The sequence below is a fragment of the Bacillus sp. BB081 genome, assembly GCF_008368895.1.
GTDB classification, from domain to species: Bacteria; Bacillota; Bacilli; order Bacillales; family Bacillaceae_G; genus Bacillus_A; species Bacillus_A wiedmannii.
In genome coordinates this window covers 1-16930 of record NZ_QOZX01000092.1, presented here as the reverse complement: position 1 = coordinate 16930, position 16930 = coordinate 1, and the positions used below count along the sequence as shown (strand labels likewise).

General features: G+C 33.6%; 13 protein-coding genes and 3 pseudogenes. 1 reads left to right on the top strand and 15 read right to left on the bottom strand.

Annotated elements, in window-relative coordinates; all coding sequences use genetic code 11:
* The 13 genes from DN394_RS26015 to sdaAB form a co-directional block, all read right to left on the bottom strand.
* On the bottom strand, nucleotides 1–1407 hold a 1407-nt coding region (locus tag DN394_RS26015), incomplete at its 3' end, for an FtsX-like permease family protein (protein WP_149294383.1).
* A complete protein-coding gene (locus tag DN394_RS26010) occupies nucleotides 1382–2152 on the bottom strand; it encodes an ABC transporter ATP-binding protein (RefSeq protein WP_149294382.1) in 771 nt (256 codons plus the stop codon). The genes DN394_RS26015 and DN394_RS26010, both read right to left, overlap by 26 nt.
* Nucleotides 2153–2294: 142 nt before the next feature.
* Complete coding sequence (locus tag DN394_RS26005) at nucleotides 2295–3281, bottom strand: sensor histidine kinase (protein ID WP_000765319.1); 987 nt, start codon at nucleotides 3279–3281, stop codon at nucleotides 2295–2297.
* Nucleotides 3281–3985 (bottom strand): response regulator transcription factor, encoded by a 705-nt coding sequence (locus tag DN394_RS26000; RefSeq protein ID WP_001092333.1) that lies wholly within the window; start codon nucleotides 3983–3985, stop codon nucleotides 3281–3283. Before DN394_RS26000 ends, DN394_RS26005 begins: the two co-directional genes overlap by 1 nt.
* 267 nt (nucleotides 3986–4252) lie before the next feature.
* Nucleotides 4253–5203, bottom strand: a complete 951-nt coding sequence (bla, locus tag DN394_RS25995; RefSeq protein ID WP_000636452.1) for a class A beta-lactamase — start codon at nucleotides 5201–5203, stop codon at nucleotides 4253–4255.
* A 663-nt stretch (nucleotides 5204–5866) separates the two neighbouring features.
* Entirely contained in the window at nucleotides 5867–7336 is a 1470-nt protein-coding gene (locus DN394_RS25990) for a glutamate decarboxylase (protein WP_001135429.1), read from the bottom strand.
* Between the two features lie 532 nt (nucleotides 7337–7868).
* Nucleotides 7869–8897, bottom strand: coding sequence for a spore photoproduct lyase (gene splB, locus DN394_RS25985; protein ID WP_001039639.1), 1029 nt, complete (start codon nucleotides 8895–8897; stop codon nucleotides 7869–7871).
* Complete coding sequence (locus DN394_RS25980; protein ID WP_000396093.1) at nucleotides 8894–9157, bottom strand: transcriptional regulator SplA; 264 nt, start codon at nucleotides 9155–9157, stop codon at nucleotides 8894–8896. The genes splB and DN394_RS25980 overlap by 4 nt, the downstream gene beginning before the upstream one ends.
* A 175-nt stretch (nucleotides 9158–9332) precedes the next feature.
* On the bottom strand, nucleotides 9333–9506 hold the full coding sequence (locus tag DN394_RS25975) for a hypothetical protein (protein WP_000354585.1): 174 nt from the start codon (nucleotides 9504–9506) through the stop codon (nucleotides 9333–9335).
* A 287-nt stretch (nucleotides 9507–9793) separates the two neighbouring features.
* Nucleotides 9794–10018 carry a DUF2187 domain-containing protein gene (locus DN394_RS25970; protein ID WP_098150265.1) on the bottom strand — a complete coding sequence of 75 codons (225 nt, stop codon included), beginning with the start codon at nucleotides 10016–10018 and terminating at the stop codon, nucleotides 9794–9796.
* Between the two features lie 311 nt (nucleotides 10019–10329).
* Entirely contained in the window at nucleotides 10330–11649 is a 1320-nt protein-coding gene (locus DN394_RS25965) for an aromatic amino acid transport family protein (RefSeq protein WP_001014204.1), read from the bottom strand.
* Nucleotides 11650–11933: 284 nt separating this feature from the next.
* On the bottom strand, nucleotides 11934–12824 hold the full coding sequence (gene sdaAA / locus DN394_RS25960) for an L-serine ammonia-lyase, iron-sulfur-dependent, subunit alpha (RefSeq protein ID WP_000281771.1): 891 nt from the start codon (nucleotides 12822–12824) through the stop codon (nucleotides 11934–11936).
* 22 nt (nucleotides 12825–12846) lie between these two features.
* Nucleotides 12847–13545 carry an L-serine ammonia-lyase, iron-sulfur-dependent subunit beta gene (gene sdaAB, locus DN394_RS25955; RefSeq protein ID WP_001057008.1) on the bottom strand — a complete coding sequence of 233 codons (699 nt, stop codon included), beginning with the start codon at nucleotides 13543–13545 and terminating at the stop codon, nucleotides 12847–12849.
* A 680-nt stretch (nucleotides 13546–14225) separates the two neighbouring features.
* On the opposite strand from sdaAB, the pseudogene DN394_RS25950 reads away from it, so the two are divergent.
* Nucleotides 14226–14660, top strand: a pseudogene (locus DN394_RS25950) (amino acid permease); the annotation flags it as partial.
* Between the two features lie 238 nt (nucleotides 14661–14898).
* On the opposite strand, the pseudogene DN394_RS30000 reads toward DN394_RS25950, so the two are convergent.
* Both DN394_RS30000 and DN394_RS29895 read right to left on the bottom strand, forming a co-directional pair.
* A pseudogene (locus DN394_RS30000) lies at nucleotides 14899–15024 on the bottom strand (DUF975 family protein); the annotation flags it as partial.
* A gap of 250 nt (nucleotides 15025–15274) precedes the next feature.
* Nucleotides 15275–16349 (bottom strand): annotated as a pseudogene (locus DN394_RS29895) (patatin-like phospholipase family protein).
* Nucleotides 16350–16930 lie beyond the last annotated feature (581 nt).

The window sequence follows — 16930 nt, the reverse complement described above, 5'->3', positions numbered from 1 at the left end:
TGGATCCACTATCATTTGATTATATACAGCGTCTGGTACAATAATTATCGTTACTCTTGTATCTTGTAATTCTTTCGGAGTAAGTATTTTATTTACATGCATATCTTTTTTTATATCTCTATACAACAATTGAAAGCTATTTTGATTAGATTTTGAATTAGCAATTTTTTTTGAAGGTATGACAAGACTATCATTTTCATCTTTTAAGCTTTCTTTTTCAAAACCAAATGCCTTAGCTAACTTATTATAATCACTTAATTTTATAACGGTTGATAATATATTACTGTTATAGAGAGTATCTTGAATTTGTTTTATTGAATAAGTCACCTGTTTGAAATTAAACTCACCACCATGGAGTTCGCTTTCTATTTTTTTTAAATGTTCTTTTTCTAAATGGTTATTATTATAAGACTGATAAGAAAATGCAAAAGGACTTTCCGATTCAGCCATGGATGAGTTGCCTAATCCCATACAAGTCCCCACTGCAGTGAAGGCAACGGTAGAAATAATAGTGACCATAAAAAACATTTTTGCATTATCTTTTAATTGATACACTAAATCTGAGATGGTTAGTATGTTTGTTTTCTTAAAGAAAATATTTTCCCTTTTCTTTAATACACGTAACACATACACACTGAGCTGTGTAAATAAGAAGTACGTCCCAAGTACAACAAAGCTCACCCCTGTCGCCATCATGAATAATACATATTGCATATCCTTGTATTGAATTGCATTAACACTATGGAATACAGCCGTATATCCTAATCCAATACAAATAAGTGCGAATAAAGACAGCCAAAAGGATGATTTGGGTTCAGGCTTTGGCTTTTCTTCTGCTTTTATTAATTCTACTAATTGCTCTACATTTACTAGTCGAGAAGTGAAAAGTGAAATAAATAAAAATAATAAGAAGAAAGCTCCAAATGTTATTCCAATTGCTTTAAAGGGCATGTAAAATGGGAGTCCTTTATCAATCATTAGCAGATTGTTGCTCATAATTAAGATAAACTTAGAGAACGCCATTCCAATTGTAATTCCTGTTAAAATTGAAGCGATACCAATTATTATATTTTCAATAAATACTAATTTGTTCAATTGTGAACGTGACATCCCATGTAGCATTAGAATTCCAAAATCTTTTTTTCTTGTTTTTAAAAATGCACTTACAGAATATAGGATAAAGAAGAATGAGAAGAAAAATATTAACCCCTGCGATATTTGTAATCCTGACTTTGCAAATGTATTGATTGTTACACTGGTAGCAAGATCGCCTTGTAAATTAGGATGAAATGCAAGTAATGCATAGGTAAAGAAAATCATAATAGCAAACGTACTACTTAAAAAATGAGCCAAATATGTTCTTTTACTACGAATAACGTTATTAAATGCGAACTGTCGAAAAGTCATTTGCATTTCCTCCTAATAATGCTAAAACCTCTAGAATTTTTTGATAGAACACTTTGCGATTATCTCCACAATAAATCTCATTGTATAATTGTCCATCTTTGATAAACACAATTCGATCACAATAACTTGCAGCCATTGCATCATGTGTCACTAACATCATCGTTGTGCTATTTTCTTTATTAAGCTTTGTCAATAATTCCATCACATCACTAGCAGATTTTGAATCCAGATTTCCTGTAGGCTCATCCGCAAGTAATAATTTTGGATTATGAATAGTAGCACGTGCGATTGCAGTTCTTTGTGCCTGCCCACCAGAAATTTCATACGTACGTTTATCTAATATTTCAGTTATCCCTAGTTTTTTAGCAATAGCTTCTACTTTCCCTTCCATTTCTCTAGGACTGACACCATCAAGTGTAAGTGGAAGAACAATATTTTCTTTCATTGTCAATGTATTAAGGAGATTAAATGATTGAAAAACAAACCCTAATTCACGTCTTCGAAATAAAGACAGCTGATTTGGAGATAACAGATACGGATTTTCTCCATGAATTAATACTTCTCCTGATGTTGGAGCATCTATAGTAGACACCATATTTAATAGCGTTGTTTTACCGCTACCAGATGGTCCCATAATTCCTACAAATTCACCTTTGTTTATTTTTAAATCAATATGGGATAATGCTGTATAAGAAATTTTCCCAGGATAAACCTTCCCTAAATCTGAAACATGTAGTATCTCCACAAGTATTTCACCTTCCATTTCTCTTTTCGATATATGAAGTGTAACCTATATATAGTATGTCTCATATCGATTTCCCTAACAGTTATCTAACAAGTTTGTAAGATTCAAAAGAAAAACCGATGAAAAGTATACCTTTCATCGGTTAACGAGATGCATACGGGAATATGATTCTAACTTTTGTTCCCTTACCTACTTCAGATTCTAGCTCAATCTTATGATTTAATTTTTCACATACTTCTTTAACAAGATATAATCCCATTCCCGTAGACTCTTTAAATTTCCTACCATTTTCTCCAGTATAAAATGGATTGAAAACACGTGGTAAATCAGCAGTAGGAATACCAACCCCATGATCTTTTACTTCTAAAATAATTGCTCGTCCTTTTGAATACGCCGATACTATTACTTTCTCTTTCTTACTTGATGAATATTTAATTGCATTTGATAGTACTTGATTGAGTATAAATCGAAACCATTTCTTATCTGTTTCTACAATAAGATTCTGATCTACTTTTACCTCTGGATACACATAACTACGTATAAATAGACGTTTATTTTCATGAATAGCAGAATCAATCATTTCCAATAACTGCAATCTGTCCACATGAAAATCCTGTTCAAATGTTTCTAAACGAGCAACATATAAGACCATTTCTAATCCTTTTTTGATTCTTTCCGTTTCTTCATTAATACTGTCAAATCGAGAGTCATCTGCATCTTGTGTAATTAACTCAATAACAGAAAGCGGTGTTTTCATTTGATGAACCCATTGATTCATAAAAGTCATTTGTTCTTGTTGTTTTCGTTCCCATTTTTTTAATTGGTTTTGATAATATTGATATTGAGATTGTAGTAATGTTTCTAAGGCCATTGATAATGGAGTCAAATCACTATCTTTTATTGACTCATTTAAAGTTTCCATTGGTGTTGATAGACGCTTGTAGAATGAACGATGACTATAATAACGATATATTAAATAACCCATTAATAAAAAAACACCCAAAAATACAGAATATAATGCCGTCAAAATATGTGGATAACCATCAAACCAATATATAAAAAGAATGATAAGCAATTGGGCAAATGTATAACAAATGAGTGGAATATGTTCCTGTAAAAATAATTTCATTATTCCTTTCCTTCCTTCTCCCAAGTAGCATGCAAACGATATCCAGCACCACGAACTGTTTCCAGTGCGTTTTCAATACCTAAATCTTGCAATTTCCTTCTAATTCTACCTATGTTTACACTCAATGTATTTTCGTCTATATATGAGCTATCCCATAGTTGTTCTAAAATCACTTCACGTTTTACAAGGAGCGGAGACTTCGTTATCAATATTTCTAATAAAGTGGTTTCTTTTCTAGTAAGTAAAATTTTCCTATCATTTAGTTGAAGTTCCATTCTTTCTGGGAACAGGAATAATCCCGATTGCTCAACTATCCGTTCTTTTACTTTAGGAGCATATTCACCGTATGCTCTTCTGAGTTGACTACGGATTTTAGACATTACAACCTCATAATAGAAAGGTTTCGTAATATAATCATCACCACCATTTTCTAAAGCCATAACTTGATCCATCTCTCCACTCCTTGCAGATAGAAATACAATTGGACAAGTAGAAATTGCTCGTATTTGGCGACACCAATAATAACCATCAAAATTAGGTAAATTTACATCTAATAGCACTACATCTGGTTTTATCTCTTGAAATATTTCTAAGATATTTTCAAAATCCTCTATAATAATACTTTGGTATCCATATTTTTTTATATGAGTTCCCAGTAATTCAGCAATTTTCATATCATCTTCTACAATCATGATTGTATTCATAACGTACTCTCCTTTAATTTAGGCGCAATTTTTAAAGTTCATTTGGTATTCAATATTTTACTTATGTAAAAAAGATGATATTTTACCTACCCTCACAAATGCAATAAGTATCCAATAAAGCGTATATTTGTTGTTACTTAATAAATTGAATAGGGATTGTTTCTATCTTTTTTCTTTACTTAAGTCGATTCTTTTTTAAACACATAAAAAGACCGCCACAGTTTTGTGACGGAAAAACAGAAAAATTTTAATAACTAATTACTATTATTATTTATTTGTAGTTTTTAAGGTATCTAACGCTATTTTGGTTGCTTCTGCAATAAGCTTATCATCGTATTTAGCATCCTCTTTATCATGATTAGAAAGTATCGCAAGAACAATTGGCTTTTTATTTGGTGGCCAAATAATTGCGATATCATTTCTGGTTCCATAAGATCCCGAGCCTGTTTTATCAGCTACTTCCCATCCTCCTGGAACTCCAGCACGAATTAAGCTGTCTCCCGTAGTGTTCTTTTTCATCCAATCTATTAATAAATCCCGTTTCTCAGTTGAAAGTACATCTCCTAGCGTAAAAGCCTGAAGACTAGTAGCTAATGCCTTTGGGGTACTAGTATCATGTACATCTCCTGGATGCACTTCGTTTAACTCTGGTTCAAAATGTTCAGGATTTGTAACGGTATCTCCTATTTCTCTCAGTGATTTTTTGAATTCACTAGGTCCACCTAATTGTTTAAGAATAAGATTTTGTGCAGTATTATCACTATATCGAAGGGAAGCATCTGCAAGCTCTTTCAGAGTCATACCTGTATCAACATACTTTTCTGTAATTGGATTGTAATTAACAAGATCTTCACGAGTATACAAAACTCTTTGATTTAGATCTTCTATTGATTTCTTTTGTAAAAGTACTCCCACAGCTAAAGCTTTGTGGGTAGATGCGTATGCAAACCGTTTATCTGATTGATATGTAACGGTTTGATTCGTATCAGTGTCCAATGCATAAATACCGAGTTTAGCATCAAATTCTTTTTCAAGTTTAGCAAAAGAATCATTACCAGTAGTTTCTTGTTTGATTTGATTTGTTTGTTTCGTTTGTTTAAGTGATTCAGATTGAGTATTACTATCGGAACAGCCTATAAGCGTTGCACATGAAAGAAATACTACAGGTACCGCCTTTTTGTAATGTAAAATGTTAAAAAACTTGTTTAAGACTATCATACATTTTCAACCTCTTTCAAGAATATATGGTTTTTCTAGGTGTTATACATACCAATAAAATTAAAGAGTATATCGGATATCACTCTTCAAGCATCCAACTTATCATAAACACCTGTTTTATACGAATACTTAATAGACAACCTAAGTAACAAGTTTGTTCCATACATTTAAAAATATTTTAATCAACAACAAAGTTATTAACAAAAAAGTAAGGAGTGAATCGACTGTTCACTCCTTTGAATGATAACCGTAGAGGTCCATTTAGCTTTGAAATAAAAATTGATAAAAAAGTGCTTTAAGCTTTTTTTAATAGCAAATGTAAAAATCCATTTTCAAAAAAATTTAATCAAAAAGGTGTTCAGGGGAGGCAATCTGAATAAAATTCAAATGTTTCATTCGGTTTATGACAGATAGTCCTTCATTAACTCTATGTAATTCAAGCCATCTTTCGAAACCAGAAAAAAAGGAAGAAAAGCCAATAGATTTTTGCAAACTGGGCGTATAATTTGATATTGTAAAGCCCTCTGGCATCAATTTGTTCATCACCTATCATCATGTATCCCTTGGTTGAAACCATCAGCTTTTCTGTACCGCTTCCCAGTGAATAGCTCGAAAAGTTATGGGTGTTGAGCTCAACTTAACGACGACGGGAGCTGCCCCCAATTAGTGATGAAACCCATTATCACATTTCGTATCATGAGGCATAGAACCATCCAGGGAATCCAAAAAGGCAACAGCCTGTTTGAGGTTTCTCAAAAATAAATGCGCGAGATCCATGGAAAATCCATTTCGAACCACAACGCGCATAATCGTCACCGCTTCTAGATTTGGAGGCAATGGATAGGCAGGTACTTGCCAACCGAACACACGCAATTGTCGAGATAAATCATAAAGATTCCAGTTTGATGTGTGACCATTTTTCAGTCGCCAAGCGAAAACCGGTATATCCGAACCATCGGACAAAAGTTCGAAAGGTTCCATCTTTTGAATCGCCTTGCTAAGAAAAAGAGCGACTTTCTGAGAAGCCCTTTGGACATCATAGTAACCCCTTTTCCCCAAACGCAGGTAATTGTAATATTGCAGGAGTACTTGTGCACCAGGACGTGAAAAATTCAGGGCAAAAGTTGGCATGTTGCCGCCTAAATAGGAGACGCGGAAGATTAGATCCTCAGGGAGATCATCAGCTTCCCTCCAAATTATCCAACCCAATCCAGGGTAGACTAATCCATATTTATGTCCGGATACATTGATGGACTTTACCCTCGGCAATTGAAAATCCCAGACTAAATCTGGTTGAAGAAACGGGGCTATAAATCCGCCCGAAGCCGCATCCACATGCATAGGAATGTCGAGTCCCGTCCTCTCCTGTAAATCGTCCAACGCTTTTGCAATGGCAGCAACTGGTTCGTAACGTCCGGTATAAGTCTCACCGAGAATCGGTACCACACCAATCGTATTTTCATCCACGGCTGCAATGACCCCCTGAGGATCCAACCGGGAATGCTCAGGGCTAACCTTTACATAGCGTGGTTCAACCTCCCAATAGTTCGCGAATTTTTCCCAAACGACTTGAACAGCAGAACTAAATACAATATTAGGCCGATCCACCGGCTTCCCCTCTCTTTTGCGTGCATTTTGCCAGCGTCTCTTTAACGCAAGCCCCCCGAGCATACATGCTTCCGACGATCCAGTTGTTGAAACGCCCATAGTTGTAAGGGGGCTAGGGGAATGCCAGAGATTGGCTAAAATGCGAACACACCGCTCCTCAATTTCAGCTGTCTGTGGATATTCGTCCTTATCAATCATGTTCTTATCAAATGATTTAGCATATAGCCGCTCTGCGGTAGGCTCCATCCAGGTGCTAACGAACGTTGCAAGATTCAAGCGTGCATTGCCATCTAGAGTAATTTCATCATGGACGATTTGATACGCTGTTTCTGGTAACATGCCTTCATCAGGCATGTTAAATCGCGGAACGACTGATTCTCCTTTGCGGGCAAACAGAGGATTTATAGAAAATTCGGGAGGCAGCTCCATTTGCACATGACGTGGTAGATATTGTGGATTATCTGGCATAATCTCTTTTCCTTCATATGTATCGTTTTGAACTTCTTCTTTTCGATCCTGCGGCATACTAGTCCCCCTTAATTAATGGTTTAACAAATATATTATTTACAAAAAAATATTTGTTAAACCAAGGAGGAAATTCTATTAAAAGGTACTGCCACCATTCAAATTAAAGAAATATAGTTTGTGATTATAAAATAGAAATCGATTTATATTATAATGAAAGCATCGAATATATGAATGTGATTTTCTGAAATTTCTAAGACTACATTACAAATGTGAATAACTAAAAAACTATCAATTCAAATAATTTGAGAATATGGAACATTTTAAGCGAGATTGAGATAATTATATTCACAAAAGAATTGATGCAACGTTAAAAAGAATGAGCCCGGTACAATACCGGACTTATATTCATACAACCGCCTTATTTTTCTATTTAACTGTTGGGATTCAGCTCATAATGAAACATACTTTTACATAAAAGACTTTCGTATATAAATTTTTCAAATGAGTTATTAGCGAATTGTTGACCAATATCACTTTCTGAGTGAGTAATTTTTTTGATTGATGATGTAATAAATTTTGTTCTTTTCTTTTATGTAAAATATTCTAGTTTTGCATTAGGAAAGAACTGTTTCATATAGGAATACAGATAGTTTTTTATATCCTCTTCTTCTTCTTTTTGATAAATGTATTTTCCGATTCCATATTTCCCCCATTTATACCTTCTTTTCTCTTCATCTAATTCTAATTTTGTCATCGGGTAGTTTTTTTCAATCATTCTCTTAGCTGGCTTTGTAAAACGATGTTGAATAAATTCAAATGTAATATCATCCCGTGCATCAAGAGGTAATTCAGCATTTAGGCGTTCAAACATATGATAGTACCCTTCCTGCCAGCCTTCATGCAGGTAAATAGGAGCTACAATGAAACCAAGAGGATATCCGGCTCTAGCTACTTTTCCTGCTGCCTCAATTCGTTTAGCTAAGGGAGAAGTTCCTGGTTCAAAGTTTTTAATCACATAATCAGCGTTTACACTAAAGCGAAATCTTGTTTTTCCATTATGTTTAGCATCAAGTAAATGATCTACATGGTGAAATTTCGTAACAAATCTCAATTTCCCATATTCTGATTCTCCAAAATGCTCAATAGCCCGTTTAAGGGTATGCGTTAAATAATCGATTCCTACAATATCTGAAGTACACGACGCTTCAAATCTTGTTACTTCAGGTGCACGCTCTTTCATGTATTTATCAGCAGCATCTAAAATTTCTTCAACATTTACATACGTTCGTATATAAGGCTTACTTCCCATCGTTGTTTGTAAATAACAATAATGACAATGCCCCATACATCCCGTTGCAAAAGGAATTGCATACTCTGCTGAAGGCTTGGAAGTATCAAATTTCAGTGTTTTTCTAACACCAACAACAAGCGTAGATTTTGCTACTCGATACTTTTGAAAATCATTATCGCCTGGCAAATCTCTTACTTGATTATGGGAAGTAGTATGTCGAATTTCAACATCCATCTTTGAAAACTTCTCAAACAGCTCTTTTCCCAAAGGATAATCTAATGCTTTAGGTTCAAAATATACGAGCTTAGGCATAAATGGCTTATTCATTCCAACATCCCCTCTGAAATATCACCATAATAGTAAGTGTATGCTTGATTTGCTTCATCTTCGGTAGCATATATAGCCATCTCATTTGTTAGTGGATAATACGTTTCGTAAAGAAATAGTGCTAATTCAGTAGGTCTTTCAGGATTATATACAACTGCTGCAGCTTGTATATTAGCTACGTCTTGAGTATGAGGATTTCGATAAAAAATATAGACAATGTCACCAGCATGATACGTATTACTTTCAGAAGAAAATTCCATTCCATCACCATCTCATTTCATAAAATTCAATGCTCAAAGTTTTACTTTCTAATTTCCCTGTAGTGTAGCTATTTAATTTCATTGATAATGATTACGTCATACAAACATACTTTGAAAAATGAATAATAAATGCACTACCAAAAAGGCAAGCATATATCAATGCTTGCCTTTCGTTCTAACGACGATGTTCAACAAGATCGATTACACCTAAAACGACGTGAGCTAAACCAAAACCAAATACTGTATTTGCAATCATTTTATTAGTTCCACGAGTTTGTTTAAGAGCATAACCTGCTGCGGTCACTGCTGTACCTAAAGCTGTTGGAATTAATCCTTCACGAATGTCCACAGTGATGCCTCCTTGTTTCGTAGTTAGTAAATTTGTTTTAATGCCTCGAAGTAAAGTATTAAAACAAGTATTAGTATTTTTCTTTTTAATAAAATTATGTGAAATTTTCATAAATAATATTTTAAATCCATAACAGCTATAAAGATTGAAAAAATTATTAATTAACAAATAAGAGAATATCTTCAAAACGTATTTTCATATAAAAATTGTATACCTCAGACAAAAAAATTCTTTGTGGAAATTCTCTCCATAAAAAAGTGCTCCTACATTTATATAGGAGCACTTTTTTATGAAACACTATTCTTTATTTGCCTATGAACCACTTTATTATAATAACCATGCTTTATAACTTGCCTAACATCATCTACCTCAATATCCATTCTTTCCGCAATATCTACAACAATTGTATTTTGTAAAACATTCACTACAAACCCCATTAATTGTAAATTAGGGTTTTTACGATATGAAAATTGAACGTAATCCCCAAGTGTTACTTCTTTATTATGCTTCATTTGGCGCCCCCTAAATTATTGATAGTTATACAATAGTTTTCCCTTTTTTTACTTCTTCATAATGGGGTTACCAGTTTATCATTTTAGCTAATTCATCTCCCACCTACTCACTCCACGTTCCTTGAGGAAGGGGTCTTCTTGGCTAAAACGATAAAAGTTATGCATATAATTAAAAAAGACAAACTCTCCAAGATGAGGAGTTTGTCCAAAACCATGATCTCCTTAAATCAAAAATATAGAATTTAGTTCCGATAAGAATCTTTCTTTTTTCCATATCACACGATTTTTGCATCAGAACTAACTACAGTAGATTAAAATAATGACTTAATACTTGCTAGAACAGTAAGTATCCCTATAATAATTACAAATACATTACTCATTTTCCCTCTGTATTTTGCTAGTACTGGTACTTTACGAATCGCATACATCGGTAATAGACATAAGATAGCAGCGACTAACGGACCGCTAAGGGCATCAATGATTCCAAGAATACTTGGATTTGTATAAGCAACATACCAGCATGTTAATACAACAAAAGTAAGAATCATTGTCTTAACTGTTTTTTCTCCTATATCTTTCCCACGTTTTTTACTGGACTTGATAATCATGTCACGCATTACCTCATACGCTCCTATATAATGGCCAAGGAAAGACTTTGTAATAGCCACAAACGCAATTATAGGAGCTGCAATCGTGATTACTGGTGAATTAAGCTCATTAGCAAGATATGATAGGATTGACAAGTTCTGTTCTTTTGCCACCTTAAGATCATCTGGAGTCAAACTTAAAGTACTGCTCCAAACAAAGAACATAACAACAGCGAATGTGATGATATAACAAACTTTTTGTATTTGGGCACACTTGGCATCAGTAGCGTCTATTCCATACGTAGCTCTCTGTTTCATAACGAATGACGAAATCATAGGAGAATGATTAAACGAGAATACTATGATTGGTAGTATCATCCAAATCGTTCCGAAATACCCTGTTCCAGTTGAAGCAGTAAAAACACTTGAAAAACTTAGCATTGAAGTATTCCATTGTGGAATTAAAGATATTGCAATAAAAAGTAGGGAAGCAATGAAAGGATATACTAGCATGCTCATTATCTTTACAGTAATATCCTGACCAAAATTTAGTATAGTGATAAGACCGAGTACTAATACAAGTGATAAAATAGCCCTTGGAGGCTCCGGTATGTGCAATTGGTGTACAATAAAACTACTTGCAGTATTTGTAAGTGCGACCGAGTACATCAGCACGATCGTATAAATGGAGACGAAATATACAATGTTAAAAATGATACTTGCTTTATTTCCGAAATATTCTCTTATTGTACCTGTAATCCCCTCATCGGCAGAATTCGAAGCGTAAATCATTTTAGCAAGCGCCCTATGTGAGTAGTACATAACTGGATATGCAAGTATGGTAATTAACAGCAATGATAATAAACCACCTGAACCTGCATTAATCGGTAAAAAGAGTACCCCTGCTCCAATTGCTGTTCCAAAAAGGCTCAATGCCCAGGTAGTATCCTGTTTATGCCATTTTTTAGGGTCTAGATATTTTTCATTTTTTACTGCTGTATTATCAGCTTGAAATTCTATGTTTTTTGCAGTATTCCCATTCATATAATAATTCCTCCTTGTTTCCTATTCTTACGTCTTTATTTAAGGTATAGGAATATAGACCGTTCTTTTTGTTTATAAAGTGCGCCACATCGTATATCCTTCTTCTAAGTTGATTAGACTCAAAAAATTAACGAAGCATCAACCTGAAGAGTTTGTTACCACTTACAAAATGTTTCAATTATATAGTAGGATATATTATTGATAATTCCCCCAATATCCAGAAATCCTTAAGCGAACAATAGAGAATAGATTGTTAACCATTTCACAATACAGACGGTAACTGTTTATTGATTTGATTGTTTCTCCCCAAATATTTTATTTTTAATAGCAATCCCTGTAGGTGTAGCCGCAATTCCACCTAAACCTGTCTCTCTTAATTCGCGAGGAATCTGTCTTCCAACTCTATACATCGCTTCAATAACTTCGTCAGCATTGATGATATTGTTTACGCCGGCTAATGCGATGTCCGCTGCTGCTAAAGCATTTGTCGCTCCAATGGCGTTTCTCTTTACACAAGGAATTTCTACCAAACCAGCGACCGGATCACAAACTAAACCGAGTAAATTCTGTAATGCAATCGAAAAAGCTTCAGAAGATTGCTGTGGCGTTCCACCTGCAGCTTCTACCGCAGCTGCAGCCGCCATTGCTGAGGCACTGCCTACTTCAGCTTGACATCCTCCATACGCTCCTGAAATACAAGCGTTGTTTGCTACTATCGTTCCAAATAACGCTGATGTGAATAGAAAATGTATCATATCTTCATGACTTAACTGCAACGTATCTTTAATACTAAATAGGACTCCCGGAATCGTCCCACTCGCACCTGCTGTTGGAGTTGCACAAATAGCTCCTAATGCAGCATTTACTTCATTAACACCGATAGCACTTTGAATCCCTAACACCATCAAATCTCCAGAAAGAGTTTTCCTATTTTCTCGATAGTTTTTAATTTTAACTGCATCACCTCCGGTTAAACCGGTAGGAGAAAATACACCGTCGCCCTCGATACTTTTATTTATAGCATTTTGCATAGTCGCTAAATTTCGTTCCATTTTACTCCAAACTTCTTCATAAGAAATTTTAGTTTGTTCGATTTCCTGTTCAATTGCTAATTTATAAATTGGCTTTTGTCTTTTATTAGCTGCATCCACAATTTCTTTTATGGCCATATACATATTTTTCCACTCCTTAATGTAACTAAAGAATAATAAGATTAGCTATATTGCTTAAATTCCCTAATTCCTCCTGAGCATTACCAGGCAATAGCGAATCCAAAGCGAATGCATATAAATATTTTGTTTTATCTTTCAAACTATGAAAGTTGTTAATTTCAACATCATATTGTTTAAAGATCCTGCGTAAGACAAATTCAAAGTCAGCTCTTTCTGAAATCGCAATAACAACTGGCAATGGCCCCTGCAGTTCTAAGCTAAATCCATCAATTTCAACATATTTGACTTCAATCAATCCACCGCCGACCGAAATACCCATCGTTCTAATACTTCGACTGTCATCCTCTACATATACATCTGCCGTATTTGGATGACCGGCAGGACTATCACCTGATTTTTCAATAAAAGTAATGTCAATCCCTTTAGATTCTGCTATTTTAATAGCATCTGGCACTTTACTGTCATCTGCAGCAAAGCCTAATATACCAGCAATTATTGCAAAATCAGTTCCGTGACCTTTATGGGTTTCAGCAAATGATTCATAATACGTTACCACAACTTTTTTTGGAAGACCTTGAAATAATTTATTAGCAACTGTTCCAATAGACAAAGCACCTGCAGTATGTGAACTTGAAGGACCTATCATTATGGGCCCAATCACATCAAAACAACTTTTGTATTTAACAACCTTTTTTTCTTTAATAGATGCTACATTCATGTTCATATATGCACCCCCATAATTTATGATTTTAATTGCAGTTGAAACTAAGTTATTAGAATAATTAATTCAAAACAAATTTTCGTTGTTAACGCTTTCTTTTGATGTTAAATAAATTTCCTTTCTAATTACACATCCTTTGTAGAGTAATCAAATCATATCAGTATGTCCAATTTAAGAAAGTTACTTGTAAGGTCTTTAGAATTTTTGCACCAAAACTAGGTTTGATATTTTATCTAGCGGTAATAAACTATCTCTAGACGCCCTCATTATAACTTGTATATTTATGAGTTTAATCTTTTTTTATTTTTAGAAAGATCGAATAAACAGAATCTTGAATGGATAATAAATTACACTTAGCATGTAGCAATTGTGTCCTTTATTTGAAGCTGTATTAGTTAGTAAAAAATTAAAAATAGCACAGATTTCCTTTCATTAACACCTTGATTATATTAGAAAATCATTATAAAGATACTTATATTGTCCTTTTTTAGAACATTTTATTTTGGACGGAAAACCTGTTGTAATAAATAATTCATTCAGACGAAAAGAAATACATAAATGAAATATAAAACCATTTAAGTATATTGATTACATAACTCGCATTAATATTAATTGTCAAAAAAAACGAACTTCTTTTACCAATCTTAACATAAAGGATACGTTCCAAATAACGATGGCGATTCATTGCAGGTTTTTCAAGAATGATTTACGCCCAAGCTAGAGAAGGACATTTCCCTTCCTTCTTTACTAAATTACATTCTAAATCCCAAACTCCAACTAGGGTTTTGCTAGTTTTAGGCGGAATTTTTAGTTGTATTTTAATTTTTTATGGTATAGCACGACCAAATTTAGAGATGCTTCTAAAAGGCCCTAGTGTAATTTTTATTACCTCATATATTTTTACAATGCTAGCTGCTCTTAAGTTATTAAAAGTTACAGATATAGGTTGGTGGATGGCCTTCCTGTCTCTAGTTATATGTATTTTTGTATACTCATTTAGTGGTTGGGCGATTTTCTATCCAGTAATTCTATCATTCATAGGTTGGATTTATATACTTATAAATAATAAGTCCAGCACTGTAATCAATCATCAATTAGATACATCTAATGAAAAATAGTTTTATAATTTCTATAAACTAATTCTACAAATTATATACTGTTATTAACACTATCAAGGCTGGAATAGATAAAAATTCTGCTAACTTATAATTAGCTCAAATTAACTTAATGAAATATGGATAATTATGTGTATTCAAGAAAAAACCAGGATAACTTTTTAAAATCATCCTGGTTTTTTCTATATAAAATGAATTTCGTTATTTTTAGTTCCCCCCTATATATATACTATCTTCTTATTTATATATTTACCTTCTCTTCTCCATCATCCTGTTTTTCAATTAAATTTAAGTAAAAATGTATGACAGTTTTGTTGTAATACGGAGAGATGTAAATAAATGATAGATTAAATGTAAACATTCCGACATGTTGCATATCCAGCATATGTTCAAATTTTCACTGTATATGGTGTAGTAATAGATACCACATTAGGTGGAACATCAAGGGAGAATTCAGTTACAGTTGTAAATATTTGTTACTGAGGATACTCCAATGATTAAAAATTTATTTTTTAAGATTTTCACTGAAGAATAGTAAATAGAATATTGTATAATCAATTAAAAAAACAGCAAATTTACAGGGTAATTGAAAAAAACCAAGTGCATTGCACTCGGCTTTATGGTCGATTAAACAATTTTACTTCAGACGTATTAAACTGATGTAGATAGTCTTTAGTCGAAGTATAACCTGAATTCATGAGTGTTTTCTTTTCTTCTTCTGTGATATCAAAATTAAACGACGGCGTAAAGAATGTATTGATAAATACAGTGCGGGCAGCATCTTCTTTGGTTGTTTTTCCGCTCTCATGACCTTTGATCATGGTTTGAGACAAATTCCATGCAAAATGAATAAGAGAATGGCCAATATGATGTTCTGTTGAAGTTGCGATTTGTTTTAACATGGCAATCTCGGCCTGAGATTCTAAACGGAAACCTAGTGTTTCTTTGTTGTAGACAATTTCATCTGCAGGATCAAAGAAAGATGCATTGTATTTCGTGTGTAAGCTTCTTAATGTAGAATAATCCTCCGTATTGCTTACCAGTTTATTAACCTCGTCAATCGTATCTGTGGTCGTGAAGTGTTCTTCTTTATTCACAAAACTTTTCCGATCAAATAAACGAATTGGGTAGTTATCGAGTACACCTCCGTCTACATAATAATCTTTATCCCATTCCACAGATTTAAAAAAGAATGGGATCGACATCGAAATCCGCACAGCAGCTACTAACGGGACATCAGGTGTCGTTTCGCGAGAAAACGTACGAAGCTGGTGTGTAGAAACGTTCGTTCCTTGGAAAAAACACGTCTTTTCCTGTTTTGTCATACAACTGCTGAAAGGTTGTATCCTTATTCCCTGTCCACTTTTCAACGATGTTTCCTACCCACTCAGTAAAGAAACCCCCTTTTTAGATACCAAAACCATCAAAAAATAAACGAATGTTATCTTGTACAATCGAAAAATCATCATCTTTAAACGCTTTGAAATTCATGTCTTTGTGGATTTTTACAAGATCTGCGAATGGAATGGAAAGACCTAAAAGTAATGCAGTAATCGCTCCCGCTGAAGTCCCTCCAAATCGTTGTATTTCTGGTAAAATCCCTTCTTCATTTAGTGCACGGATGGCACCGATATAAGCGCTTCCCTTTACTCCGCCACCTTCAAATACTAAGTTACGAAATGGATATTCCATTATATACCTCCAATAGATAAATTTTTAATCTGTTATAGTATCGGAAGTATATTGAAATATATCCAAATGTTATTAAAAACGTTTCATTTCATGTGATACGTATGGCAGAATTAACTTTATTCAATGGATGAATTCTTTGAAAGAGAAGGAATTTTCTTTACACTAATAACAACTAAACATTACCTTAATATAATCATTTACAGTTGTTTGCACATTCAAATCACATCCTTTTCAGCGCTGGCTTTTTTCTATATCAAATACTATCACACAACTTTTCCACCTACTATATTAATAAGGTTTAATATTCGAGTAAAAAAATTTGGATAAAAAACCAAATCCACAAATCATACCAAACAATTATATTGAATAATATAGTATTAATACTTCCGCACTTATCACCTATTTAATTTATTGGACATTTATACTTCAAAAAAATTACACATTATTCACAATTAGGGTAAATGTCCGAAAAATAATTCAAATATGTTATTATATAACATTATTACGAGTTTTTTGTAAAATGTAATATATTTTAAGATAATATAAAATCCGTTTTTCTATAAGAGAACTTAATTTTTATG

What these genes read in the sequence shown, in the direction of transcription:
- DN394_RS26005 (WP_000765319.1), bottom strand. Translation starts at nt 3,281, where the DNA reads ATGAAATTATTTTTACAGGAACATATTCCACTCATTTGTTATACATTT.
- DN394_RS25965 (WP_001014204.1), bottom strand. Translation starts at nt 11,649, where the DNA reads ATGAATGGGAATACTGCAAAAAACATAGAATTTCAAGCTGATAATACA.
- bla (WP_000636452.1), bottom strand. Translation starts at nt 5,203, where the DNA reads ATGATAGTCTTAAACAAGTTTTTTAACATTTTACATTACAAAAAGGCG.
- sdaAA (WP_000281771.1), bottom strand. Translation starts at nt 12,824, where the DNA reads ATGTATATGGCCATAAAAGAAATTGTGGATGCAGCTAATAAAAGACAA.
- sdaAB (WP_001057008.1), bottom strand. Translation starts at nt 13,545, where the DNA reads ATGAACATGAATGTAGCATCTATTAAAGAAAAAAAGGTTGTTAAATAC.
- DN394_RS25990 (WP_001135429.1), bottom strand. Translation starts at nt 7,336, where the DNA reads ATGCCGCAGGATCGAAAAGAAGAAGTTCAAAACGATACATATGAAGGA.
- splB (WP_001039639.1), bottom strand. Translation starts at nt 8,897, where the DNA reads ATGAATAAGCCATTTATGCCTAAGCTCGTATATTTTGAACCTAAAGCA.
- DN394_RS26000 (WP_001092333.1), bottom strand. Translation starts at nt 3,985, where the DNA reads ATGAATACAATCATGATTGTAGAAGATGATATGAAAATTGCTGAATTA.
- DN394_RS25980 (WP_000396093.1), bottom strand. Translation starts at nt 9,157, where the DNA reads ATGGAATTTTCTTCTGAAAGTAATACGTATCATGCTGGTGACATTGTC.
- DN394_RS25970 (WP_098150265.1), bottom strand. Translation starts at nt 10,018, where the DNA reads ATGAAGCATAATAAAGAAGTAACACTTGGGGATTACGTTCAATTTTCA.